The organism is uncultured Bradyrhizobium sp. (assembly GCF_947648125.1).
GTDB lineage: Bacteria > Pseudomonadota > Alphaproteobacteria > Rhizobiales > Xanthobacteraceae > Bradyrhizobium.
Genome location: NZ_CANSMR010000002.1, coordinates 18,147 through 41,406, shown reverse-complemented (window position 1 = coordinate 41,406; position 23,260 = coordinate 18,147). Strand labels below are relative to the sequence as shown.

Sequence of the window (23,260 nt, the reverse complement as noted above, 5' to 3'; positions counted from 1 at the left end):
GGTCCGCCGTTTTTGACGATGCGGCCGCGAGGCGGCGCAAGCGACAGGAAGGACGAACACAATGATCGAGACGGTTGGCATCATCGGCGCCGGAACCATGGGCAACGGCATCGCGCAAATCTGCGCGGCGGCGGGGCTTACCGTGACCATGGTGGATATCTCGGACGCGGCGGTGCAACGCGGCCTGAAGACGGTCGGGTCCAGTCTCGATCGCCTGGTCTCCAAGGAGAAGATGACGGCGGCCGATCGCGACGCGACGCTCGCGCGGATTAACGCGACGACCGACAAGTCCAAGCTTGCCGCCTGCGATCTCGTGATCGAAGCGGCCACCGAGAATGAGGAGCTGAAGGTCAAGATCCTCAAGGATCTCTGCGCCGGACTGAAGCCGAGCGCGCTGGTCGCGACCAACACCTCGTCGATCTCTATCACCCGCCTTGCAGGCTCGACCGATCGTCCCGACCGCTTCATCGGGATGCACTTCTTCAATCCGGTGCCGGTGATGGCGCTGCTCGAACTGATCCGCGGCCTGCAGACCTCGGACGACACGGTCGCCAAGGCCGAGGCGTTCGCCAAGCGTGTCGGCAAGGTCGCGATCACCGCGAAGAACAGCCCGGGCTTTGCCGTGAACCGCATCCTGTGCCCGATGATCAACGAGGCGATCTTCGCGCTACAGGAAGGCATTGCGACCGCGGAAGAGATCGATGCCGGCATGAAGCTCGGCTGCAACCATCCGATCGGCCCGCTCGCGCTTGCCGACCTGATCGGGCTCGACACCATGCTGTCGGTGATGGAGGTGTTCTACACCGGCTTCAACGATCCCAAGTACCGGCCGGCGCCGCTGCTGAAGGAGATGGTCGATGCCGGCCATCTCGGCCGCAAGACCGGGCAGGGGTTCTACAGCTACAGCAAGTGAAATCTGCGCGCGCTTGACCCCGTAGTCATCCGGGATGGATCGCGCGGGCAAGCTCGCGTAACCACAACACCTGATCCGCCACTGAGGCGGGGGACATCAGACACGAGGCCCGGGCTCCTAGGCACACCGGGCCTCGTGTTTTTTGTGTGGCCCCGCGCCCATCCAGGGCGCCCTGGCTTCCGATGCGCGCTCCCTCGCGCTCGGGTCACACCTTCTTGAGGCGGTGAGCGGAAACCTCGCAGATCTTCCCGGCGTACCTAAATCAGCGGTTGGGTGCCGATCGAGGAAGGAAGCAGGATCATGCGCAGGTCGAATTTGGCAATTCTGGCGTTCGCGGCGCTCGGGACGAGCTGGATTGTCGGTTCCGCACAGCCGGCGGCGGCCGATCCCTATGATTATCCCTGGTGCATCCAGGGCAGGGATGAGGGATATCCCGGCTATTGCGGCTACCAGACCTACGAGCAGTGCCAGGCATCGGCGTCAGGCCGCGATGCCTATTGCGGCATCAATCCGCGTGTCGCGTTCAGCCAGCAACGGAGAGCGCCGCGGGTAACCACCCGGTAAGCGCCGTGAGCCTATCGGCCGGGCGACCATCAGGCATGATGGTTGCATTGCCGATGGTCGGATAATTCCCCCTGCGTTGGAGAGCACATGGGCGAGATCATCAGGTTCATCTCGAAGTCCGAACGCGAGCGTGCGCGTCTGATTCGCGAGGCCCGAGCCAACTACGAGCGCATCTTTCCGTCGGCCGATTCGGCTGACGTGCAAGGTGCCGCGGTCGAGGGCGACGGCAGCGAGGCGTCGTCGAAGCCGTAGCCACCGGTGTTGTGCTCGAGAGGATGTGGACGCGGCGATGGGGAAACGGAACTGGCGGCAACTGTGGCAGACCTTCTGGCGGATTTGGACGATCGACAGGCCGGCCGCGCTTGGCGACTGGCTCTGGCTCGTACTGGTCGTTGAGCTCGCTGCCCTGCTGGATCGGCTGACGTTGCGGAAGCTGATCGCGCTGATCCCGGTCGTCATCGTGATCGGTGCCTATCTGCACCGGATTCCGCTTCCTCCCGAATTGATGCTGGTCGGCGATATGCTGGCCTATATCGACATCTTCTCGATGGTCTTCCTGATCGGGCTGTTCACGCGCGTGGCGACCGTCATGGCCGTCGTCAGACAGGCCGTCGAGCTCGCTCAAGGCCTCGCGCGGCGTGTGCCGATGGCGCTACGCCGGTTTGACACGCGTCATCGTCGCGCCAAGGACAGCGCGCGCCGCCGGCGCCTCACCGGTGCAAGGACCGACGATGATGAGCCCGCTGTCGTCGCGGGCCTGGCGTGGGCTTAGATCGAGGCGATGCGGCGGTGAGGAACGCAATTGCGCCAGCTATCGCGGCTGTCGGGCCTGTTCGTCGCTGTCATCGGCCGCGCCGGTGCGAGCTGGAGAGATCGATTGGGCCCTGCCGGGAGCGATGAAACGCGACACCCATCTGGAAACTCCAGATACCGAACAGCAGCGCGCCGGCCACACAGGCGGCCACAAAGGCCCAATCGCGTTTCTTCATCGGGTTCAACAAAGCCAACTCAAGGATGCGCCGGCCATGGCCTACCGCAACAAGTCCACCAAATGCCCCACCACCGCAATCCTCGCGAGGATGCCCCGCGCTGCGGTCAAGACGTTGCTGCGTCCGAAGCAAGACTCACGCATACTGAAGCGATCGGGCGCGCTTGTCGATCCGCGCAGCACGCACCCGTGCTGGTCACGGAGCAGTGATTATCAAATCATGCATCCGGCAACACTCCGACCAGATCATCCCTCGTCCGCAACAATCCTGCCAAACTTTCACTAGGCCGTTGGCGCACTGAGTTCGAAGATGCAGATGAAATCGGACGAATCGCAATGACCGAACTTGAGGAGCTTCGCTACTTCGAGCATCAGTGCCTGGAGATGGCCAGGCAGTCCACGCTGCCGGATGCTCGACGCGCGCTCCAGATCCTGGCGCGCAACTACGCTACAGCTGCCGAAATCCTCGAACGGCGCGCCCAATCTGCCAACACGGCGCTCGCCCAATTGTTTCGATGCCTGAGGCTGTGATCCGATTGAGAGGCTGGCAAGGGCGCGGCGCGACCGCTTGCGAAGCAGCCGGCTTGCTCGGCCACGGCGGCCGTGAGATCGCTGAGCGCGCCGGCTTCGGGACGACCGTGGTCCCGCCATTGTCGCCAACATCGAGCGCTTGAACGCGCCGGACGAGGCTGCCATCAGAAGCTCAATCTGGGGGCATGGAGCCGTCGGCAGTCCAAGAGGTGTTGCGATGTTCGCGCTGACTTTTCTGGGAACGTCGGCAAGCGTGCCGTCGCCCGAACGCAACCACCCTGGCACTCTCGTTGAGGCAGGCGGCAGTCGTATCCTGGTCGATTGCGGCGAGGGAACGCAGCGTCAGCTGCTGCGGAGTGGCGCCGGCTTTCGACGGCTTGATCACCTGCTGCTGACGCATGGGCATTTCGATCATGTGCTCGGCATTCCCGGGCTGTTTTCGACCCTACGGTTGCGGCAAAGTTCGGATGCGATGACAATTCATGGCGGGCTCGGCACGCTCGATGTCGTCGTCCGCATGCTGGCAGGGCTTTGGGGCGAAGGCCGAGCGCCGATCCCGCTTGATCTCGCGCCATTGACCGAGGGACGAGTCCTCGACGCAGGCGAATTCACCATCGATTGTTTTCCGGTCCGCCACCGGGACACGGACAGTTTCGCTTTCTCCTTTCAGAGCGCGATCCGCCGGCATCTCCTCCCGGACCGCCTGCTGGCGCTGCGCGTTCCTGATGGGCCCGTTCGCCGGGAGCTCGCGGACGGAAGGCAGGTGAGGTTGGACGACGGCCGGACCATCGATCCGGAGCAGGTGCTTGGTCCCGCCCAGGGACGAAGGAAGCTCGTCATTGTCGGCGATACCGAAACCACCGAGGGGCTGGACGACCACGTCAGAGACGCCGACGTGTTGGTGATCGAAGCGACGTTTCTCGCGCGCGACGCGGCCATCGCGCGGGAGTACGGGCATTTGACGGCCACGGAAGCAGCCGCGCTTGCGGCGCGGAGCGCGGTCAAGCAGCTCGTCCTCACACACATCTCGGGCCGCTACCCGGACGAGGACGTTCTGGTGGAGGCGACGGGGACCTTCCCGAATAGCCGGCTAGCCAACGACTTCGACCGCATCATGATCTGAGCGCTGCCAGCGTCTGCGGTCTCGGTGATTGGAACGCGTCGAGGTTCCTCGACATCGCACCGTGGATCGCATCGAACTCACCACGATGTTGAACAGGCGTTCAGGAAAGTTCCAAACTTGTTCCTGCAACATGCGCGGACGCCGGTCGTTATCACGGGGGACTGAAAAGGAGGATGCCATGACGAAGGTTACTTACGCTCTTGCCGCGGTTGCGGCACTCTCGATAGCGGCACCGACCATTGCCAGCGCGCAGGGTGTGGGCGTCTATGTCGGCAGCGGCCACGGCTACTACGGCGATCGATATGATGGTCCGCGCATCGTGTACCGGGATCACGACCGCGGTTGGCACCGCGGCTGGTACCACCACCGGGACTACTACCGCGACCGTGGCGTCGTGATCCGTGGTCGTGACTGGGATGACGACTAACGGGTGCCGGACGCACCACGCGTAACCAAGAGGGCCTCGCTTCGGCGGGGCCCTTCTTTGTCGGCTTTGCCGGCGAGCTCCATCAAAGGGGGCGGCCGCCGCACCGACAAGGTTTCATTAACCCGACTCACCCATGCTCTCGCTGGGCCGTCCGGATGGGCCGCTATGCAGGAGGCTGCCACGACAAGCTCCGTGGCGGCCTTTTGCGTTCCGAGAGTGCTGAGGGAGACGACCGATGGACTACGGCGCCTTCACCGACGCCAGCCTGAAGATGATGTACGAAGCCATCCGCGGCGCGCTCAAGGCCGACGATGAATTCGAGGCCAGCGGCGAAGAGCCCAAATTCCGCGTCCGCGCGACGCCCGAATGGAAACGCCACGCCGGGAGTCTCGAGGCAGAGATGCTGAAGCGAGGGCTCCAGCTCGATATCATCGACTGGACGAACGGTCAGGGCGAGTTGCCGCTGACGGTCGACCCGTGAGCGGGTAGCGGTGACGGCATCTGTGATCGGCTGGGGAAGTGAGGGCACGGCTGCAACTTCGGCTCCGTCATCTTGAACAGCGTGAAATTCGGTCGACGCTGAGCTAGTCGCAGCTATGGGAGCATCCAGACTGTTGCGGGTCGCAGGGGCACTGAGAAACCAATCCCCAGACTATCCCTTGGGAATGGGTTTGCCTCCCGCAGGCCCTATTGGCTTGGACCGGCCAATGGGCGGAGGGCTTATGGATGGAAATGGGATCTGATCTGCTTCGTTGGTTGATTTTTCCGGTCGCTTCTTGGGACGAATCTCATCGTCCAATGATGGGCAAATCTTCTCCCAGCCTGGACCATATGCCGTTTCTAGAAAATCGATCTGATCTGTCTCGAAGGTCTGAACGATCCGCTGCCTACTGCAAGCGGGGACGACTGCGCTTTTTGCATTTTTGCCCAGGGGACCTTTCAGCGAATAGCGCACTGTTACCGGTGCGCCGCAGTGATTGACGACAGTCCACGTCTGCAGCGAGCCATCCTTCGTTTTGATGGGGCCCGTGAGGCAGCTCTGTGCGTTGGCAGTTGCGGCAAGTACGCAGGGCACGACCCAAACTGCGACTGCCCCAGCAAGTTTCATGTGCTAGCTCCTGGTATCGCATTTTGCACATGGAAAGAGGGATGGCCAACGGCCGCGACCGAAGCGCTGCTTGAACGGATGCTCGACAAGATTGCCGGCCTCTGTGCTCAGCGAGACCAACTCAAGCTGCCTAAGCCTAACGGGAAAGTTCTCGGGGACCGTAGTTGGTGAAACGCTACTTCCAGGATGAGGCCGAGCTATCGCCATCCCTCGCCGCGCTTAAATGACGTGCGGCACCAACGGCAAATGGATGTTGCTGCGGGAAGCCTCTGAAACAGCTCGGAAGTCTGGGGAATTGGTGAGCGCGGAGGGACTCGAACCCTCGACCCCATGATTAAAAGTCACGTGCTCTACCGCCTGAGCTACGCGCTCACTCACCTGAACATCGGATCCGGACGCAGGCTTCGCACCGCTCCGGATCATGCTCCAGCCCGCGCTGTGTAGGGGGCAGGGCCCATCGGGTCAATAGCCGAGGGGCGGTCAATTGTGTACCGTGAGGGCGGATTTGCCGTTCCGGTGCCTCAGGTTAGGCCGGTTTCTTGAAGTTAGTCAGCTGTCGTGGCGGATTTCCGATCCGACCGGCTGCGACGGGGCGGCGACCGAGGGCAGGCTGACCGGGCGCAGCCCGATCAGTTCCGCGGTCCGGATCGCGCTGTTGCGCCAGAACGCGAACTCGTTGATCCGCGAATTCTCCAGGATCGCGATGGAGACCGCGGCAAGGAATGGCAGGCTTTGCAGCACCAGCACGCCGGCGAAGATGTAGATCTCGCGCACCTGCTTGTAGCCGTTGGTGACGACCAGCACGATGGCGCCGACCAGCAGTAGCACGCCGATCACGGCCTCCCAGAACGCCTGGAATTCGATCGACATCCGCGACAGGCCGCCCTTCGAGGTGCGGGCGAAGGCGAGATGCTCGGTGATCAGCCCCTGCGCGACTGCGCGCGACACCGTCCATTGCACGCTCATCGCCGCGATCATGGCGCCCAGCATCTGGGCCGCCTTGATGTTCACCCGCAGCCGGTAGAGCACCACGAAGTGCATCAGCGAGACGATGAAGGAGGCGATGATCGGCAGCGTCAGGATCTTGTCGGGGATCGCGATGTCGGCGAAGGCGACGATCGGCACCCAGATCAGATTGAGGATCGCGACCACGACGCCGAGGCTTTCGGCCCCTAGCCAGTTGAGCCAGCCGAGCGAGAATTCGCGGCGCTGGTCGGGCGTCAGGCGGCTGGCGCCAGGCAGGAAGCGCCGCCAGTGCTTCTTGACGATCTGGAAGCCGCCATAGGCCCAGCGGTGGCGCTGCTTCTTGAAGGCCTCATAGGTGTCGGGCAGCAGGCCTTCGCCGTAACGCACATTGGTGTAGTGGGTGAGCCAGCCCTGCTGCTGGATCGAGAGACCAAGATCGGTGTCCTCGCAGATCGTGTCGGAGGACCAGCCGCCGGCCTTGTCCATCGCGGCGCGGCGGATCAGGCACATCGTGCCGTGCACGATGATGGCGTTGAACTCGTTGCGCTGGACCATGCCGATGTCGAAGAACCCGGCATATTCGCCGTTCATGATGTAGTGCATCAGCGAGCGGTCGCCGTCGCGATGCTCCTGCGGCGCCTGCACGAGGCCGACGCGCGGATCGGCGAAGGCCGGCACGAGGTCCTTGAGCCAGTCCGGATGCACGACATAATCGGCGTCGATGATGCCGATGATCTCGGCGTCCGCGGCGGTTCGCTCCATCGCAATCCGCAGCGCGCCGGCCTTGAAGCCCTGCACCTTCTCGGCGTTGATGAACTTGAAGCGCTCGCCGAGCATGCGGCAGTGATCCTGGATCGGCCGCCAGAAGTCGGGATCGGGCGTGTTGTTGATGATGCAGACGCATTCGAAATTCGGATAGTCGAGCCGCGACACTGCATCGAGCGTCTGCTTCAGCATCTCGACCGGTTCGAAATAGGCCGGGATGTGGATCGAGACTTTCGGGAACGTCACATTCTCGCCCATCGTGGCCGGCGCGAGCGGTTCGCTCTTGCCGATCAGCCGGCGCGGGCCGCGGCCGAATGCGACCGCTGCGATCTCCTCGATCCGCGCCATCGCGATCAGGACCAGCGGAACCAGCAGCACGAGGCCCAGGCTGAGCGCGAAGGCCGAACCCCAGACGAAGTAGTGCGTGGTCCAGTACGAAAAGACGGTTGCCACCCAGGCGCCGACGCCGTTGGCTGCGGCCGACAGCAGCAGCGCCTGCATCACGGTCGGCTGGTCCAGCCGCAGGATCGGCAGCGACATGAAGAGGCCGACCAGCACCGCGACGACCGCGATCTTCCAGTAGTTCAGATCGGTGACCGGGCCGGTCCAGGCGAACTTCGCCTCGCGGTCGGCATTGAGGATGCCCCAGTAGGGACCGACGCCGCCTTCAAAGAATTTCCACGGCTGATCGATGGCTTCGACGATGTTGTAGTCCATGCCGATGGCTTCGGCGCGCGCGACAAAGTTGCGCAGCACGGTGGCTTGCTGGAACGGACCGGGTTCGGCGCTGCGCAGATTGTAGCCCTGGCTCGGCCAGCCGAATTCGGCGATCAGGATGCGCTTGCCGGGGAACGAGTCGCGCAACAAATTGTAGCGGTCGACCGCCTGATCCACCGCCTGCTTGTCGGTGAAGTTTTCCCAGTACGGCAGCACGTGCGCGGCGATGAAATCAGATGAATTGGCGAGCTGCGGATGGTCGCGCCAGATGTTCCAGATTTCGCCGGTCGTAACGGGAACGCTGACCGACTTCTTGACACGCTGGATCACCTTGATCAGGCGATGCACGTTGCTTTCGGCGATCGCCCATTTGACGGCTTCGGCCCGCTTGTCCTCAGGCTGCGTTTCCGCGTCGTGCAGGCGCTGCGCCTCCTCGCGGAGGATCCGTTCGGACTCCTCAGGCGGCACTCCGATCTCCGGAACCGAGCCGAGGTTTTCCAGCGGGACCTGCTCGCCGCGGAACACGGTTTCGTTGCCGACCACGATGCCGATGACGTTGCTGTTGCGCTTGGCCAGGTTGATCGCGGCTTCGAGCTCGCGATTGTTGCGGTTGGCGTCCTTGTCGATCCAGGCGCCGACCGTGACCTTCATGCCGAACTCGGCGGCGACCGGCGGCACCAGCTCGTTGCCTTCGGTCGACGAATAGAGGCGGACGGCTTTTGTGAGCGTCGACAGCTTTCGCAGATCGGTGCGCACCTTCTCGGTGTCGGCGGCAATGTCGGCGACGGAGTGGCCGGACTCGAACGGGGCGTAGGACAGGCTCGGCAATGTGCCACGGAAATCGGGCGCCGACTGCTTCTCCTGGAAGAGACCCCACAGGGCGGCGTGGGCGGCGGTGACAAGCAACAGGACGGCGACGACGGCGCGCATCGCGGTTAAACCATACGGGGCCTGAGATTGAGGACTAAGCGAACCCGTCCCCTGGGTTCGACCAACATAGCGGCGGAGGGAAAGATATCTCCGCCATCCGATTTAACAACTGGTGTGCCGCGATGGCGTTTTAAGGGCGCAAGCCGTTCCAGCCGCGAAAAAAATCGCGGCCGGATCCGATCGAGCGACGCGGTTATTTCGATGCCGGCGCCGGTGTCGCCGACGGGGTCGGCGCAGGCGAGGGCGAGGCGGCCGGCGCAGGCGCGGCATTGCCGGCCGCCGACGGCGCCGGGGTGGGCGCGGCGGCGGCTGCCGCGGCCTGCGGCTGGGCCCCCGGGTTGATCCAGCAGGCGTGGATGCGGCCGTCGAGGCTGCCGCGCACCTTGTCGTCGATCTGGGCGCCGAACCGGGTCAGGCAGCGAAAGGCGGCCTGGACGTGGCCGCCGGGGCAGCCGAACCGGTCATAGAGGTCAAGGTGGCGGAACGCGGTATCGAGGTCGTCGTTCCACATCAGGCGGACCACGCGGCGGCCGAGCCAGACGCATTCCGGGTTGCCGGCCGGGCCGTTGATGGCCTGCTGGGCCTCGACGAATTCCTCGACCTTGCGCTGGTTGGCCTCCCGCACGGCGTTGGCATTGGCGTCAGCCTGTCCAGGCTGCTGTTTGGCCTGATCAGGCGGATTCGGCGTGCCGCTCTGGGCGAACGCGCCGCCGGCTCCATTCAGGAGCGCGAGCGCTGTGACGAGGCCTGTTACGGCAAGATGGCGCAAAGCAGTGTTCTTCAACTCAAGCAGCCGTCGACGCATGCATTCCCCGATATGTTCCGGCCCCTGCGGGATCATCCTAACGGCTCGCGTGATGCCGTCCAAATAGGTCTCCAGTGCGGCGGAGACTCTGGCGGAATCCCATGACTGGAATTTGGTATTTTGTCCAGCAAACTCACAACTTTATCGACCCAGCGCAAAACTGTCGCAGGACAACCATGGTATTGACCGATTCCTGGACTTGGCAGACGGGCTGTGACCGGCTAATTCGACGGTCCCCCGGAGGATGGAACCGATTTCGCTTCGTACGCCGCTGGCGCTTCTCCTGATCTCGCTCGCTGTGATTGCATCTGTGTGGTGGTGGCTCGCCACGCCGATTACTCTCGCGCGTGCGCCGATTGATCCTGCCGCAAAGCTGCAATGCGTGTCCTACACGCCGTTCCGCGGCGCCCAGACGCCGCTCGATCCGACCACGCAGATTCCGGTCGAGCAGATCGAACAGGACCTCGCCGATCTCGCCAAGGTCACCGACTGCGTGCGCACCTATTCGATCGAGAACGGCCTCGACCAGGTGCCCGGCGTGGCGGCCAAGGTCGGGCTGAAGGTGATGCAGGGCATCTGGCTCAGCAGCAACCGCTTCAAGAATTTGCAGCAGATCGCGATCGCGGTCCGGCTCGCCAAGGAATATCCCGGTGTCGTCACCTCGCTGATCGTCGGCAACGAGGTGCTGCTGCGCGGCGAGATGACCGCCACCGATCTTGCCGGCAACATCCGCGCGGTGAAGGCCGCGGCGGGCAATCTCCCCGTCACCTATGCCGACGTCTGGGAATACTGGCTGAAGAACCGCGAGATCTACGACGCGGTCGATTTCGTCACCATTCACATCCTGCCGTATTGGGAGGACATCCCGGTCAAGGCGAAGTACGCCGCGGCGCATGTCGACGATATCCGCAAGCGGATGGCGGTGACGTTCCCGGGCAAGGAGATCCTGATCGGCGAGACCGGCTGGCCGAGCGCCGGACGGATGCGGGAGGGCGCATTGCCGTCACGCACCAACCAGGCGCGGGTGGTGTCCGAGATCCTCGACCTCGCCAAGCGCGAGGGTTTTCGCGTCAACCTGATCGAGGCCTATGACCAGCCCTGGAAGCGCAAGCTCGAGGGCACCGTCGGCGGCAATTGGGGCCTGTTCGATGCGGTCAAGCGGCAGGTGAAGTACCCGCCCGGCGTTGCGATCAGCAATTATCCCACCTGGAAGCTGCAGATGGCGGGCGGTATGGCGCTCTCGATCGCCACCTTCCTCGCGGCCTGGCTGACGCTGCGCCGCCGGCCCTGGACGCCGCGACCGTCGGCCTGGATCGCGGTCGCCATTTCAGCGACGACGGCGGGGACGCTGCTCGGGATCGCCGGCGACAAGGTGTATTACGAGAGCTACGGCGTCGGCGGCTGGCTGCATTGGAGCGTGCTGCTGGCGGCCGCGATCGCATCGCCCCTGCTGACCGCGCATGCGCTGATCGCCGGGCGCTCGCTGCCGACCTTCCTGGAACTGGCCGGGCCGCGCGACTATCGCGGCAAGGGTGCGATCGGCGCGTTGCTGGCGATCGTGCTGGTCATCACCACGGTGATCGCAGCCGAAACCGCGCTCGGCTTCGCCTTCGATCCGCGCTACCGCGATTTCCCCTATGCCTCGCTTACCATGGCGGTGGTGCCGTTCGCGCTGCTGACCATGCTCAATCGCCCGAAGGAAGGCATCCGGCCGCTCGCGGAATCCGTGTTCGCCGGCCTGCTCGCGATCGCCGCGCTGTTCACGATCTACAGCGAGGGCACGATCAATTGGCAGTCGGACTGGACCTGCGTGATGTACCTCTTGCTCGCCGCTACGCTGTGGCGGGCGCGGGCCGCGCAAAACCCATGATGAACAGCCCGATCGCGAGCCCCGACAGCACCACGTTGTAGAGCACGATCCCGAGCCCGGCTGCGATCAAGCCGACGGTGAGCAGCACGATCGACGGCCGCGTCAGGTTCAGCACCGCAATCACCAGCGCGGTGATCCCGAACACCGAGTTCTTGAACAGCACGGTCGACAGCGCGCGGGCCTTGCAGAGCATGGTTTGTGTGCCGGCGTCGCAGGCCAGGGCAACGGGCGAGAATTCGATCGCCAGATAGCGCACGTACAGCGCGTAACCGACGGTGACGAAGCCCACGACCATCAGGAACTGGACCTGATAGGGGGAAAGGCGGAACGGAGGTTTTGTCATCGCGGCACTATGGTCGGGAACGGGGTTTCGGACAAGGCTCGGTCAAAGCAGCGAAATCGGTTGAGAATTTGGCCGCAATCCCTTGCCGGACATGATTATTGGCTGTTTCGCCGAAACATCGAGGAGATCGTCGTTCCTTCCGGCTTCTTTTCCTCAGCAACCGGCTGCGGCGGTGCGACGGTGCGCCTCGGCGCGACCCGCCGATGCGGCTGCGGCGGCTTGCTGCCGGCAGGCGGCTCGTTCAGGGCCAGCCGCTGGCCGTCATAGATCGCCGTCTCGCAGGTCCGCTGCACCAGGCTGAGACCGGCGCAAATCTTGGCGGCGGTCCCGGCGTCGTTCAGCGGTCCGGCGACCAGGCGCAACTGCATGCCGAGCCCGTTGCTGTTCTCCTTGATGACGATGATCGGCCGCAGCGCAGCCAGCGGCGCGTTGGCCTTCGACTTCAAGAGGCCGCGCCACAGCGCGCGCAGCCCGTTGACCGAATTTGCCGTGCCGAGATCGACGCCGAACTCGGTGCGCTGGATCTGCGCCTTCGGCGCATCCTCTTCAACTTCGGAGTCCGGATCGGGGGTGATCACCAGCGGCGGGATCGGCGCGGCGTTGACATCGCTCGCGGTCGGCGGCTTGGCCGCTTCGGTTGCCTTGTTCTGCGCGGGATCGCGCGATGCCATCAGCGGCTTGTCCGCGACCGGCGCGGCGGCTTTTGCTTCCTCGGTGCTGGCCGCGGCAGCGGCGCTCATCGGACTGGCAACTGATGGGGCGGAGGCCGTAACCGGCGGCGAACTCTCGGAGGCTGACGGCTTCTCCGCGGCAACCTGCGGCCTGCTCGCGGCGGCCGCCGGTTTCTTGTCGGCCGCCAAGGGCTTCTCGGCCGCAGCAACCGGCTTCTCGGCCGGTGCCGGCTTGCTGTCGATGGATGCCACCACCTTGTCGGTCGCGACTGGCTTGTCCGATGCGGCAGGCGGCGTCGTTGCGACGGTGGCAACGGCTGGTGCCGCCACTGCGGGCGACGGATTGGCTGAGGCGGGCGGCGTAGCAGGCGCCGCTGCCGAGGTTGATGGTGGTGCCGTCACGGCCGCCACCGGCTGTTTCGCGATCGTGCCGGTCACGGAGTCGAGGCCCTGTTCCAGCGTAGTGACGCGCGAATACAGCCGGTCGCGGTCGCCGTTGAGCGTATCGATCGCGGATGCCAGCCGGCGCGTCTCATTGTGGCTCTCCTTCGCCAGCGTCTGCAGCTGCTGGGCCTGGCGCGCGATATCAGATGCAGCGACCTGGTCGCGCCGCAGCGTCAGCGCCGACTGGTTGGCCATCACGGCGATGGCGACGGCGCCGACCGCAGCCACGCCCCACGAGCCGAGCCGCCACAGCATGCGGCGATCGAAAGCATCCTCCTCGGCCAAAAAGCCGGTGGTGCTTTCGGTGTCGAAATCCGCCGCCAGATTGTCGGGATCTTTGGCCAAAGCCCGCTTGGCCCTCCTCAAGGCCCGCCGAATCACGAGGCAAAGATTAACAGGAAATGGACCGGGAACTTGAATCTGAGGGGCCACGGAGGCGAATCGGTTTCTTCTGCCGGGGAAAACAATTAAAGACGGCCTCGAAGAAAGAGTTGCGCAGCGGACTGCGCGAACCGTCGAGGATGCCGAATGACTGCGCGATCGAGCCTGACAGTGGTGCTTGCGGCCGGTGAGGGCACGCGGATGCGCTCATCGCTGCCGAAGGTGTTGCACCCGGTGGCTGGGCAGTCGCTGCTGGCACATGTGCTCGATGCCGCAGCCGCCGGCGAGGGCTCGCAGCTCGCGGTCGTGATCGGTCCCGACCACGAGGCGGTCGCCGCCGAGGCGCGCCGGGTGCGGCCCGACGCGCAGATCTTCGTGCAGCGCGAGCGGCTCGGTACGGCGCATGCGGTGCTGGCGGCGCGCGAGGCGCTCGCCCGCGGCGCCGACGACCTCTTGGTCGCGTTCGGCGACACGCCGCTGATCTCGGCCGAGACCTTTGCGCGGATGCGCGCGCCGCTGCGCGAGGGCGCTGCGCTTGCGGTGCTCGGCTTCCACGCCGCCGACCCGACCGGCTACGGCCGCCTCGTGGTCGAGAACGGCAGACTGGTTGCGATCCGCGAGCATGCCGATGCCAGCGTTGAAGAGCGCAAGATCACGCTGTGCAATGCCGGCGTGATGGCGTTCGACGGCAGCAGGGCGCTCGCGATCATCGAGAAGATCGGCAATGCCAACGCCAAGGGCGAATATTATCTGACCGATGCCGTCGGCATCATCAGGGAATCGGGACTGGAGGCCGTCGTGATCGAAACCAGCGAAGATGAAGTGCGCGGCATCAACACCAAGGCACAGCTCGCCGAGGCGGAGGCCGTGATGCAGGCGCGGCTGCGCAAGCAGGCGCTGGAGGCCGGCGTGACCCTGATCGCGCCCGAGACGGTCTATCTCGCCGCCGACACCAAATTCGGCAAGGACGTTGTGATCGAGCCGTTCGTGGTGATCGGACCGGGCGTTTCGATCGACGACGGCGCCGTGATCCATTCCTTCTCGCACATCGTCGAGGCCCGCATCGGCAAGAAGGTGTCGGTCGGTCCCTATGCGCGGCTGCGGCCCGGCACCTCGCTCGGCGACGGCGCGCGGATCGGCAATTTCGTCGAGACCAAGGCCGCTGTGCTCGAGGCCGGCGTCAAGGTCAACCATCTCTCCTATGTTGGCGATGCCCATGTCGGCGCCAATTCCAATCTCGGCGCCGGCACCATCACCTGCAACTATGACGGTTTCCTCAAGCACAAGACGCTGATCGGCGAGGGCGCCTTCGTCGGCACCAACACCTCGCTGGTCGCGCCGGTGACGATCGGCAAGGGCGCCTATATCGGCTCGGGCTCGGTCATCACCAAGGACGTTCCCGACGACGCGATGGCGCTCGAGCGCAGCGAACAGTCGGTCCGCGAAGGCGGCGCCGCGCGCTACCGCGCCGCGAAGCTGAAGGCGAAGGCCGCGAAGGGGAAGTGAGGGGTTGGCGTGATTGTCGTCACGCCGACGCAACGGCTTCGCCATTGTGCCGGCAGAACGGTGATAGATTTGAGCACGCAATCTCCCCAATCGTCGTCCTGGCGAAAGCCAGGACCCATAACCACTACATGTGATTGTGAGAGGGATTGGGGCCCCAGCGTCGCGCAGCAATTGGCGTAAGGGGTAATGGGTCCTGGCTTTCGCCAGGACGACACTGAGTGTGTTGCACGATATGTGAGCTACCGCGCTATCGCGACATCTCGCCTTGCGCGCCGCGGTTCAGGCCGCACTCTTCACCTCGCCCTGCTTGCTGGCGTTCGGCTGAACCGGTCCGAGCAGGATGCGCCGCTGCATCTCGTCAAAGGCGAGGTCGGCGTTCTTCTCCTGCGTGACCAGCGACAGCAGGATCGCGACCGCGAACGATAGCGGCATGCTGATAATCGCCGGGTTGCGCAGCGACACGAACCACCATTGATGCTCGATCGCGGCCAGCGGCTTGCCGAGAATGTCGACCTGGATGGTCGGCGACAGGTAGATCAGCACAAGCGAGCTCAGCGTGCCGACGAGGATGCTCGCCACGGCTGCAGGCGTCGTGAAGCGGCGCCAGGTGATGGCGAGCACCAGCGAGGGGAAATTGGCGGCGCAGGCGATCGAGAACGCAAGGCCCGCCATGAAGGCGACGTTCTGGCCCTCGAACGCGATGCCGAGAAAGATCGCGAAGATCGAAATCATGACGGTCGCGACACGCGCGACCTTGAGCTGCTCGGCCTCGGAAGCGGTGCCGTTGCGGATCACATTGGTCCAGACGTCATGGCAGAGCGTGGCGACGCCCGACAGCGTCAGCCCCGCGACGACGGCGAGCATGGTCGCGAATGCGACCGCACAGATGAAGCCGAAGAAGGCATTGCCGCCGACCGTGAGCGCGAGCAGCGGCGCTGCCATGTTGCCGCCGCCTCCGGCCTTTGCCACCGCGTCGGCGCCGACCAGCACCATGGCGCCAAAGCCGATGATGAAGACCATGAGATGAAAGACGCCGATCAGGCCGGTGGCATAGAGGATCGACAGCCGCGCGGCCTTGGCATCCTTCACCGTATAGGCCCGCATCAGCACATGCGGCATCGCGGCGGTTCCGAACATCAGGCCGAGCCCGAGCGAGATCGCGTCCCATTGGCCCGAGACCACCTTCGATCCCGGCTGCAGGACCTTGGTGCCGTATTTCTCGGATGCCGCGGCGAACAGCTTGAGCGGGTTCATGTCGAAATGGGTCAACACGAGAAAAGCGAGCAGGATGCCGCCTCCCATCAGCAGCGCAGCCTTCACCACCTGCACCCAGGTCGTCGCCAACATGCCGCCGAACAGCACATAGACCAGCATGACGCTGCCGACCACGACGACCGACCAGGTGTAGGGCAGGCCGAACAGCAGCTTGATCAGCGATCCCGTCGCGACCATCTGGGCGATCAGGTAGAACAGGATGACGGCCAGCGTCCCGACGGCGCCGGCGAGGCGCACCGGGCGCTGGCGCAGCCGATAGGCCACGACGTCGGCGAAGGTAAAGCGGCCGACGTTGCGGAGCGGTTCGACGATCAGGAACAGAATGATCGGCCAACCGACCAGCCACCCGATCGAATAGATCATGCCGTCGAAGCCGTTTGAGGTGACGATGCCGGCAATTCCGAGCAGGGCGGCGGCGCTCAGGAAGTCACCTGCGAGGGCCCAACCGTTCTGCCACGGCGTGACCTGGCCGCCGGCGGCGAAGAAGTGTTCGGTGGTGCGCGTGCGCCGTGCGGCCCAATAGGTGATCGCCAGCGTCAACGCCATGAAGGCGAAGAAGAACCCGATCGAGAGCGTGCTGTTGCCCATCTTTCTCTGCCCGTTCAGCGAAGATTGCGGATGCCGGCATCGAACACCCGGTTCGCCCACACCACGTAGACCAGGCAGAGCGCGAAGGAGGAGATGATGACGAGCGGGCCGAGCACAATGCAGAGCGACAGGCCGGGCACCAGGATGGTGCCGAGCAGCGGCTTGTCGAACGCGAACAGCCCCATGAAGCCGAAATAGATCACGATCATCGCGGCACTGAGCACAAGCGCGACGATCAGCCGCTTCCTGGCCAGTTTCTTGGCCAGGGCGCTGACGCTCGGCGCCGGATCGGGTTTGCCTGGAATAACCACGTTCATGTTTGCCCCCTCAAAACTTCAGCGCGCGCTACCTTGCGCCAATCGGGCGAGCTTCAGCCGGGCTCCGAGCGAAGGGAACTATGGATTTTTGCAATCTGCCGTGCGCGGCTGCGGCACGGCATCGGCCAGCGAGACCTGCATGTCGGGGTCCTGCTTCAAGGTATTTTTCAGAAACGCGCGGACAGCGCGGATGCGGGGCGCAAATTGCAGGTCGCTGTGGACGTTGAGCCAGACCTCGCGAACGGTGCCGGCGAGGGTGGGCAGCACGGGGATCAGGTCGGGCCGGTCGTTGGTGGCAAAGCTCGGCAGCATGACGATGCCGAGGCCGCCCGCCGCGGCGTTCATCTGTGCGATCATGCTGTTGGAGTGGAAGGCGATCTTCGGCTCCTCGATGACGTCGGCGAGCCAGCGTACCGAATCGACCTGGATCAGGTCCTCGATATAGGAGACGAACCAATGATCGGCGAGCTCGCGAAGGCTTGCAGGCATGCCGTGATGGTCGAGATAGCTCTGGCTCGCGAATAGCCCGAGCCGGAACTTGCCGATGCGCTCCGAGATCAGGCCCGGACCGGGTGGCCGGAAGAAGGACACGAACAGATCGGCTTCGCGCTTGTGCACGTAGACCGTCTGCGCCGATGTGACGAGTTCGACGGAGAGTTGCGGCGCGGTGCGCCGCAGGTGCGCAAAGCGTTGCGCCAGATAGAGCGAGGCGATCCCCTCCATGGTGGCGAGCCGCACGGTCCCGACGAGGCCCTGGGTGTCGCTGGCGCTGGCTTCCTCACGAATGGCGATCACCGCGCTCTCAACCCGCTCGGCATGACGCAGCAAGCGCTCGCCGACTTCGTTGAGCTTGAGCCCGGTGCGGTGGCGTTCGAACACCGCAATCCCGAGGGAAGCTTCCATCTGGGCGATCCGCCGGCTCACGGTGGAATGATCCAGCCGCAGCCGCTTTGCCGTCTGACTCAAATTTCCGGCGCGAGCGGCGCAGAGGAAGACCCGCAAATCGTCCCAGTTGATCGTATCGAACATGACCTGCCTCCGGATTTACGGCCCCTGTCAGCAAAGCAATTCCCGTTCCAACGCGTGATGGCTCCGATCCTTCGCAACCGACCTTGCGACAATTCCCATGCATGCCGGGAAGGCAGGGATGATACCGCTTCGCTCACCCATCCTAGCCGGAATTTTCGTCATGCTCCCTCGTTTCAAGGCTGCTGCCGTCCACGCCGCGCCCGTCTTCCTCGACAGCCGGGCGACCACCGAAAAGGCGATCGCCATCATGCGCGAGGCAGCCAGCGCCGGCGCCGAGCTGATCGCGTTTCCTGAAACCTACATTCCCGCCTTTCCGGTCTGGGCCGCGCTCTGGCCGCCGATCGACAATCACGATCTGTTCGTGCGCATGGCGGCGCAATCCGTGCTGGTGGACGGGCCGGAAGTGGCGCGGCTGTGCGCCGAGGCGCGCAGCCTCGGCGTCACCGTCTCGATCGGCATCAGCGAGCGTTCGGCCGTCAGCGTTGGCGGACTGTGGAACTCGAACCTGTTGATCGGCGAGACCGGCGAAATTCTGGTCCATCACCGCAAGCTGGTTCCGACCTTCTATGAGAAGCTGGTGTGGTCGTCGGGAGACGGTGCGGGCCTTAAGGTCGCCGAGACACGGCAGGGCCGGATCGGTGGGCTGATCTGTGGCGAGAACACCAATCCATTGGCCCGCTTCGCACTGATGGCGCAGGGCGAACAGGTGCACATCTCGAGCTGGCCGCCGATGTGGCCCACAAGGCGTCCGGCAGGCGGCGGCAATTTCGACAACGTCGCCGCCAACCGCATCCGGGCCAGCGCCCACTGCTTCGAAGCCAAGGTATTCGGGATCGTCACCGCCGGCTACATGGACCAGCCGATGCGGGCCTTCCTGATTGAACGCGACAGAACCGTCGCCGACGTGATCGACCAGACGCCGCGTGCGGCGAGCTTCTTCGTCGATCCGACGGGTGGTGTGTTTGGCGATGAATTGCAGGACCAGGAAGGGATCGCCTACGCGGAGATCGATCTCAATCGCTGCGTCGAGCCGAAGCAGTTTCACGACGTGGTCGGCTACTACAATCGCTTCGACATCTTTGGCATGACGGTCGACCGCAGCCGGCTGACCCCGGCCCGATTTAGCGATGAAGAACAGCCGACAACGAAAGCGCAGGACGGGGCAATTCTGTCCGTCGACGCTGACGCCGTATCGAATGGGCAGAGGCGCGAATACCGGAGCTGACCAAGAGCTGATTCTCGGACATTGCAGAGCCCGGCGCTTTTGATCGGTGCGGAAACGAGCACCGTTGCCAATGCGGAAATGTATGGCTACGCTTTATCCCAGGTTTGCCCCCAGGCGCTCGTTCGATCGGCCGGACGCTCATGCCCAAATTCCTTCGCATCGGAGTCCATCAATCGAACGTGTCCGGATACACGTCGAAGGCATGGTGCATCCGACGGGCCGGCTCGACGGTCTTCCTGAAATGGGGCGCCGTGGAGGTTCAGGGCGCTGGAGCCGGGCGAAAGGTCTACTGGACGTTTCCACCGCAGGAAAAAACCATTCGCTGCCGCACGGTGCCGCGTGCCCAGGACTACACCAAGGCCGCAATCGCGCGGCGGCGCAGCCATAGCTATGAACCGCTGACGGGAAATATTGCGAACCGGCGCCGGACCGCCGACCGGGGCTCGGAGCTCAAACAGGCGCTCGCCACGATCCTCTTTGTCGACATCGTCCGATCCACCGAAAAAGCCGCGCGGCTCGGCGACGCGCGTTGGGCGACGGTGATGAACCATTATTACGCCGCCGTCCGCCGCGAGCTGAAGGCTTTGCGCGGCAAGGAGGTCGTGACGACGGGAGACGGTGTGCTGGCGACGTTCCGCGCGCCCGCTGCCGGGATCGATTGTGCGACCGCGATCGTCAAGGCCGTGCGCACGCTCGGGCTCGAGATCAGGGTGGGATTACATGCCGGCGAATACAAGGTGAGCGGCGCGGAGGTCATCGGTCTCGCGTTTCACATTGGTGCGCGCGTCGCCGCCAAGGCACGTGCCGGCGAGGTGCTGGTCTCGAGCGCGGTCAGGAATCTGATGCTGGAGTCCGAGATCCGTTTCAAGGATCGCGGCGCCCACCAGCTCAAGGGCGTGCCGGAGCGCTGGCGGCTCTACCGGGTCGAACACTGAGGCGTCCGGCAGGAACTGGACGCCGGTGTTGCGATCGACGCGGACGTGCGACGCGCTGATGACGGCTTGCGCTAGCCCTTGCGGGTCGAGATGCTCTCTCGAATTCGTTCCAGCCAACCGATGATGGCGCCGAGCGCCTGATCGCCCTTGCCGAGAAGTCCCGCCAGTTCGCGCTCTGCATTGCCGCGTCGCGTGGAGTCGGGTTCGGGCAACGGCGGAAGAATGTGGGCGTAGTACGTCTTGTCGAGCAGCCGGTGCAGCAGGCGTTCACCCGGGAATGGCTTGCCGCGCACGAAAATATTCCTTAGCCAGCAGCGGCTAATAATGCTTCATGCGCAAGATTGCCGCCGTCTTTCTATTCGGAATCTTTTGCAGTCTGCTTGCCTATGCCGGCGGCGAACGACTCTATCAGTGGACCGAGACGGGCCAATTGGCGATGCATCGGAAAATGTTCGGAGGGGCGGATTTCGTCTCCTGCAGCACCGATCGGGTCGGCTTCCTGCTCGCGTTCGGTTTCAATCTCTATCTCCTCAAGATGGGACTGCTCGGCATGCTGATGGCGTGCCGTGAAATGTGGCTGCGGGCCCAGGGATGGGAACCGTGATCGATAGTCTGGTTCGCGGCCTGGCCGAAATGTTGTTCGATGCGTTCCTAACCAAGACCGGCCGCGGGCTGTGGGGTCTGGTTGGCCTACGGCCGCACGACCTCGTAGCGATGTTCTGCGGAATGATATTTTGGACCTTCGTGGGCCTGTTCACCTGCGCGATGCTGGGGGAGTGAAGGCTTGGGGACACCGCTGCGTTAGGCGACGTTGACGCGCTCTTGCCAAAATAGTTAGCCCCGATTAACCAGCCTTTCGCATCGACCTTGCCGTTTAAGACTGTCGCAATCGGCAATAATTATTGAGTATCTTGCGGCTGGCGATTCCCGTTAAGGGACCGTGTCGCCGCTTTGGCAAATTTTCGGCGATTTTTGGGGACATTGAACCGCATGTGCGGCATCGTCGGCATTCTTGGACGCGCTCCGGTCGCGGAGCAACTGGTGGATTCGCTGAAGCGGCTGGAGTACCGCGGCTATGATTCAGCCGGCGTCGCGACGCTGGAGAACGGCTCCCTGGCGCGGCGCCGCGCCGAGGGCAAGCTGAAGAACCTCGAGGTCCGGCTGGAGGCCAAGCCGCTCGGCGGCCACACCGGTATCGGCCACACCCGCTGGGCCACTCACGGCAGGCCGACCGAGAACAACGCGCATCCGCACGCCACCGAACGCGTCGCCGTGGTGCATAACGGCATCATCGAGAACTTCCGCGAGCTGCGCGAGCATCTCGAGTCCAAGGGCGCGGTGTTCTCGACCGAGACCGATACCGAGGTCGTGGTGCATCTGGTCGACGATCTGCTCAAGGGCGGTGTCGCGCCGGTCGAGGCGGTGAGGGCGGTGCTGTCACAACTGCGCGGCGCCTTCGCGCTCGGCTTCATCTTTGCCGGCCAGGACGATCTGATGATCGGCGCCCGCAACGGCCCGCCGCTCGCGGTCGGCCATGGCGAGGGCGAGATGTATCTCGGCTCGGATGCGATCGCGCTTGGGCCGTTCACCGATACGATCAGCTATCTCGAGGACGGCGACTGGGTGGTGCTGACCCGCAAGGGCGCGACGATCTTCGACAAGGACAACGCCATCGTCCATCGCGAGGCGATCAAGCACACGACGGCGACCGCTCTGGTCGACAAGGCGAACTATCGCCACTTCATGGCGAAAGAGATCCACGAGCAGCCGGAAGTGGTCGGGCACACGCTCGCCCGTTACGTCGACATGGCGACCGAGCGCGTCGCCCTGCCGGTCAAGCTGCCGTTCGACTTCAAGGACATCCAGCGCATCTCGATCACCGCCTGCGGCACCGCGAGCTACGCCGGCTTCGTCGCAAAATACTGGCTGGAGCGGCTGGCACGGCTGCCGGTCGAACTCGATGTCGCCTCCGAATTCCGCTACCGCGAGGCGCCGCTGCGCAAGGGCGACCTTGCGATCTTCATCTCGCAGTCGGGCGAGACCGCCGACACGCTGGCAGCGCTGCGCTACGCCAAGGCGCAGGGCGCGCACACGCTCTCGGTCGTCAACGTGCCGACCTCGACGATCGCGCGCGAAAGCGAGACCGTGCTGCAGACGCTGGCCGGTCCCGAGATCGGCGTCGCCTCGACCAAGGCGTTCACCTGCCAGCTGATGGTGCTGGCCTCGCTTGCGGTTGCCGCCGGCAAGGCGCGCGGCGAGCTCTCCGATGCGGACGAGGCCAAGCTGGTGCATGGGCTGGTCGAGATCCCGCGTCTGATGTCGGAGGCGCTGACCACCGAGCTGCAGATCGAGAAGCTGGCGCGCGAGATTTCGAAGTCGCGCGACGTGCTCTATCTTGGTCGCGGCACCAGCTATCCGCTGGCGCTGGAAGGCGCGCTGAAGCTGAAGGAAATCTCCTACATCCATGCCGAGGGTTACGCCGCCGGCGAGCTCAAGCACGGGCCGATCGCGCTGATCGACGAGCACATGCCGGTCGTGGTGATCGCGCCCTACGACAAGGTGTTCGAGAAGACCGTGTCCAACATGCAGGAGGTCGCCGCCCGCGGCGGCAAGATCATCCTGATGACCGACGCCAAGGGCGCCGCGGAGGCGACGATCCAGTCGCTGGTGACGATCGTGATGCCGGACATGGGGGCGACCTTCGCGCCGATGGTCTATGCCGTTCCGGTGCAGCTGCTCGCCTATCATACCGCCGTTGTCATGGGCACGGACGTCGATCAGCCCCGGAATCTGGCCAAATCGGTCACGGTCGAATAGCCGCAAGCCGGGCCGTCACACG

At 64.3% G+C, this 23,260-nt stretch carries 23 protein-coding genes, 1 tRNA gene and 1 pseudogene; 16 read left to right on the top strand and 9 right to left on the bottom strand.

The features are described from left to right. Window positions 1–61: 61 nt before the first annotated feature. The 9 genes from Q0030_RS03725 (at window position 62) to Q0030_RS03685 (ending at window position 5,027) form a co-directional block, all read left to right on the top strand. Complete coding sequence (locus Q0030_RS03725; RefSeq protein WP_298363264.1) at window positions 62–913, top strand: 3-hydroxybutyryl-CoA dehydrogenase; 852 nt, start codon at window positions 62–64, stop codon at window positions 911–913. 300 nt (window positions 914–1,213) lie between these two features. Further along, complete coding sequence (locus Q0030_RS03720) at window positions 1,214–1,477, top strand: DUF3551 domain-containing protein (protein WP_298363263.1); 264 nt, start codon at window positions 1,214–1,216, stop codon at window positions 1,475–1,477. Between the two features lie 87 nt (window positions 1,478–1,564). Further along, window positions 1,565–1,729, top strand: coding sequence for a hypothetical protein (locus tag Q0030_RS03715; RefSeq protein ID WP_173643509.1), 165 nt, complete (start codon window positions 1,565–1,567; stop codon window positions 1,727–1,729). 37 nt (window positions 1,730–1,766) lie between these two features. Continuing rightward, a complete protein-coding gene (locus Q0030_RS03710) occupies window positions 1,767–2,249 on the top strand; it encodes a hypothetical protein (RefSeq protein ID WP_298363262.1) in 483 nt (160 codons plus the stop codon). 124 nt (window positions 2,250–2,373) lie between these two features. Next, window positions 2,374–2,751, top strand: coding sequence for a hypothetical protein (locus Q0030_RS03705; protein WP_298363261.1), 378 nt, complete (start codon window positions 2,374–2,376; stop codon window positions 2,749–2,751). A gap of 50 nt (window positions 2,752–2,801) precedes the next feature. After that, on the top strand, window positions 2,802–2,996 hold the full coding sequence (locus Q0030_RS03700; protein WP_223975152.1) for a hypothetical protein: 195 nt from the start codon (window positions 2,802–2,804) through the stop codon (window positions 2,994–2,996). 217 nt (window positions 2,997–3,213) lie between these two features. Then, a complete protein-coding gene (locus Q0030_RS03695) occupies window positions 3,214–4,119 on the top strand; it encodes a ribonuclease Z (RefSeq protein ID WP_298363260.1) in 906 nt (301 codons plus the stop codon). A gap of 178 nt (window positions 4,120–4,297) precedes the next feature. Continuing rightward, entirely contained in the window at window positions 4,298–4,546 is a 249-nt protein-coding gene (locus Q0030_RS03690) for a hypothetical protein (RefSeq protein ID WP_298363259.1), read from the top strand. A 235-nt stretch (window positions 4,547–4,781) separates the two neighbouring features. Further along, window positions 4,782–5,027: a hypothetical protein gene (locus tag Q0030_RS03685; RefSeq protein WP_298363258.1), complete on the top strand. Its 246-nt coding sequence runs from the start codon at window positions 4,782–4,784 to the stop codon at window positions 5,025–5,027. Between the two features lie 923 nt (window positions 5,028–5,950). Here the strand turns inward: Q0030_RS03685 and Q0030_RS03680 are convergent. The 3 genes from Q0030_RS03680 to Q0030_RS03670 form a co-directional block, all read right to left on the bottom strand. Then, window positions 5,951–6,026 (bottom strand) — tRNA-Lys (locus tag Q0030_RS03680). Between the two features lie 177 nt (window positions 6,027–6,203). After that, entirely contained in the window at window positions 6,204–9,032 is a 2,829-nt protein-coding gene (locus Q0030_RS03675) for a glycosyltransferase (RefSeq protein ID WP_298363257.1), read from the bottom strand. Between the two features lie 193 nt (window positions 9,033–9,225). Next, on the bottom strand, window positions 9,226–9,837 hold the full coding sequence (locus tag Q0030_RS03670; protein WP_298364547.1) for a beta-1-3, beta-1-6-glucan biosynthesis protein: 612 nt from the start codon (window positions 9,835–9,837) through the stop codon (window positions 9,226–9,228). A gap of 244 nt (window positions 9,838–10,081) precedes the next feature. Between Q0030_RS03670 and Q0030_RS03665 the strand changes: the two genes are divergently transcribed. Continuing rightward, window positions 10,082–11,707: a beta-(1-6) glucans synthase gene (locus tag Q0030_RS03665; RefSeq protein WP_298363256.1), complete on the top strand. Its 1,626-nt coding sequence runs from the start codon at window positions 10,082–10,084 to the stop codon at window positions 11,705–11,707. Here Q0030_RS03665 and Q0030_RS03660 read toward each other — a convergent pair. Further along, entirely contained in the window at window positions 11,670–12,050 is a 381-nt protein-coding gene (locus Q0030_RS03660) for a hypothetical protein (RefSeq protein ID WP_298363255.1), read from the bottom strand. The two genes, Q0030_RS03665 and Q0030_RS03660, sit on opposite strands and share 38 nt — an antisense overlap. Before the next feature lie 95 nt (window positions 12,051–12,145). Beyond that, on the bottom strand, window positions 12,146–13,510 hold the full coding sequence (locus Q0030_RS03655; protein WP_298363254.1) for a hypothetical protein: 1,365 nt from the start codon (window positions 13,508–13,510) through the stop codon (window positions 12,146–12,148). 183 nt (window positions 13,511–13,693) lie between these two features. Here Q0030_RS03655 and glmU point away from each other — a divergent pair, with 183 nt between their 5' ends. Continuing rightward, window positions 13,694–15,052, top strand: coding sequence for a bifunctional UDP-N-acetylglucosamine diphosphorylase/glucosamine-1-phosphate N-acetyltransferase GlmU (glmU, locus tag Q0030_RS03650; RefSeq protein ID WP_298363253.1), 1,359 nt, complete (start codon window positions 13,694–13,696; stop codon window positions 15,050–15,052). Window positions 15,053–15,331: 279 nt separating this feature from the next. Here glmU and Q0030_RS03645 read toward each other — a convergent pair whose 3' ends face one another. The 3 genes from Q0030_RS03645 to Q0030_RS03635 all read right to left on the bottom strand — a co-directional run bounded on the left by Q0030_RS03645 (window position 15,332) and on the right by Q0030_RS03635 (window position 18,261). Then, window positions 15,332–16,915: a cation acetate symporter gene (locus tag Q0030_RS03645; protein WP_298363252.1), complete on the bottom strand. Its 1,584-nt coding sequence runs from the start codon at window positions 16,913–16,915 to the stop codon at window positions 15,332–15,334. A 14-nt stretch (window positions 16,916–16,929) separates the two neighbouring features. Next, a complete protein-coding gene (locus tag Q0030_RS03640) occupies window positions 16,930–17,232 on the bottom strand; it encodes a DUF485 domain-containing protein (RefSeq protein ID WP_298363251.1) in 303 nt (100 codons plus the stop codon). A gap of 78 nt (window positions 17,233–17,310) precedes the next feature. Continuing rightward, window positions 17,311–18,261 (bottom strand): LysR family transcriptional regulator, encoded by a 951-nt coding sequence (locus Q0030_RS03635; RefSeq protein WP_298363250.1) that lies wholly within the window; start codon window positions 18,259–18,261, stop codon window positions 17,311–17,313. Between the two features lie 160 nt (window positions 18,262–18,421). On the opposite strand from Q0030_RS03635, the gene Q0030_RS03630 reads away from it, so the two are divergent. Both Q0030_RS03630 and Q0030_RS03625 read left to right on the top strand, forming a co-directional pair. Then, window positions 18,422–19,486 carry a carbon-nitrogen hydrolase family protein gene (locus tag Q0030_RS03630; RefSeq protein WP_298363249.1) on the top strand — a complete coding sequence of 355 codons (1,065 nt, stop codon included), beginning with the start codon at window positions 18,422–18,424 and terminating at the stop codon, window positions 19,484–19,486. 140 nt (window positions 19,487–19,626) lie between these two features. Continuing rightward, complete coding sequence (locus Q0030_RS03625; RefSeq protein WP_298363248.1) at window positions 19,627–20,421, top strand: adenylate/guanylate cyclase domain-containing protein; 795 nt, start codon at window positions 19,627–19,629, stop codon at window positions 20,419–20,421. A gap of 71 nt (window positions 20,422–20,492) precedes the next feature. On the opposite strand, the pseudogene Q0030_RS03620 reads toward Q0030_RS03625, so the two are convergent. Beyond that, a pseudogene (locus tag Q0030_RS03620) lies at window positions 20,493–20,705 on the bottom strand (oleate hydratase); the annotation flags it as partial. 47 nt (window positions 20,706–20,752) lie between these two features. Here Q0030_RS03620 and Q0030_RS03615 point away from each other — a divergent pair. From Q0030_RS03615 to glmS, 3 genes are all read left to right on the top strand, one after another. After that, complete coding sequence (locus Q0030_RS03615) at window positions 20,753–21,025, top strand: hypothetical protein (RefSeq protein ID WP_298363247.1); 273 nt, start codon at window positions 20,753–20,755, stop codon at window positions 21,023–21,025. Next, window positions 21,022–21,201, top strand: a complete 180-nt coding sequence (locus Q0030_RS03610; protein WP_298363246.1) for a hypothetical protein — start codon at window positions 21,022–21,024, stop codon at window positions 21,199–21,201. Before Q0030_RS03615 ends, Q0030_RS03610 begins: the two co-directional genes overlap by 4 nt. Before the next feature lie 210 nt (window positions 21,202–21,411). Next, window positions 21,412–23,238, top strand: a complete 1,827-nt coding sequence (glmS, locus tag Q0030_RS03605; RefSeq protein ID WP_298363245.1) for a glutamine--fructose-6-phosphate transaminase (isomerizing) — start codon at window positions 21,412–21,414, stop codon at window positions 23,236–23,238. The last annotated feature ends 22 nt before the right edge of the window (window positions 23,239–23,260 follow it).

Coding starts and splice junctions, on each gene's coding strand:
- Q0030_RS03670 (WP_298364547.1), bottom strand. CDS start 9,837: ATGCGTCGACGGCTGCTTGAGTTGAAGAACACTGCTTTGCGCCATCTT.
- Q0030_RS03640 (WP_298363251.1), bottom strand. CDS start 17,232: ATGAACGTGGTTATTCCAGGCAAACCCGATCCGGCGCCGAGCGTCAGC.
- Q0030_RS03685 (WP_298363258.1), top strand. CDS start 4,782: ATGGACTACGGCGCCTTCACCGACGCCAGCCTGAAGATGATGTACGAA.
- Q0030_RS03710 (WP_298363262.1), top strand. CDS start 1,767: ATGGGGAAACGGAACTGGCGGCAACTGTGGCAGACCTTCTGGCGGATT.
- Q0030_RS03695 (WP_298363260.1), top strand. CDS start 3,214: ATGTTCGCGCTGACTTTTCTGGGAACGTCGGCAAGCGTGCCGTCGCCC.
- Q0030_RS03615 (WP_298363247.1), top strand. CDS start 20,753: ATGCGCAAGATTGCCGCCGTCTTTCTATTCGGAATCTTTTGCAGTCTG.
- Q0030_RS03630 (WP_298363249.1), top strand. CDS start 18,422: ATGCTCCCTCGTTTCAAGGCTGCTGCCGTCCACGCCGCGCCCGTCTTC.
- glmU (WP_298363253.1), top strand. CDS start 13,694: ATGACTGCGCGATCGAGCCTGACAGTGGTGCTTGCGGCCGGTGAGGGC.
- Q0030_RS03635 (WP_298363250.1), bottom strand. CDS start 18,261: ATGTTCGATACGATCAACTGGGACGATTTGCGGGTCTTCCTCTGCGCC.
- Q0030_RS03725 (WP_298363264.1), top strand. CDS start 62: ATGATCGAGACGGTTGGCATCATCGGCGCCGGAACCATGGGCAACGGC.
- Q0030_RS03660 (WP_298363255.1), bottom strand. CDS start 12,050: ATGACAAAACCTCCGTTCCGCCTTTCCCCCTATCAGGTCCAGTTCCTG.
- Q0030_RS03705 (WP_298363261.1), top strand. CDS start 2,374: ATGAAACGCGACACCCATCTGGAAACTCCAGATACCGAACAGCAGCGC.
- Q0030_RS03675 (WP_298363257.1), bottom strand. CDS start 9,032: ATGCGCGCCGTCGTCGCCGTCCTGTTGCTTGTCACCGCCGCCCACGCC.
- Q0030_RS03715 (WP_173643509.1), top strand. CDS start 1,565: ATGGGCGAGATCATCAGGTTCATCTCGAAGTCCGAACGCGAGCGTGCG.
- Q0030_RS03665 (WP_298363256.1), top strand. CDS start 10,082: ATGGAACCGATTTCGCTTCGTACGCCGCTGGCGCTTCTCCTGATCTCG.
- Q0030_RS03720 (WP_298363263.1), top strand. CDS start 1,214: ATGCGCAGGTCGAATTTGGCAATTCTGGCGTTCGCGGCGCTCGGGACG.
- Q0030_RS03625 (WP_298363248.1), top strand. CDS start 19,627: ATGCCCAAATTCCTTCGCATCGGAGTCCATCAATCGAACGTGTCCGGA.
- Q0030_RS03645 (WP_298363252.1), bottom strand. CDS start 16,915: ATGGGCAACAGCACGCTCTCGATCGGGTTCTTCTTCGCCTTCATGGCG.
- glmS (WP_298363245.1), top strand. CDS start 21,412: ATGTGCGGCATCGTCGGCATTCTTGGACGCGCTCCGGTCGCGGAGCAA.
- Q0030_RS03690 (WP_298363259.1), top strand. CDS start 4,298: ATGACGAAGGTTACTTACGCTCTTGCCGCGGTTGCGGCACTCTCGATA.
- Q0030_RS03700 (WP_223975152.1), top strand. CDS start 2,802: ATGACCGAACTTGAGGAGCTTCGCTACTTCGAGCATCAGTGCCTGGAG.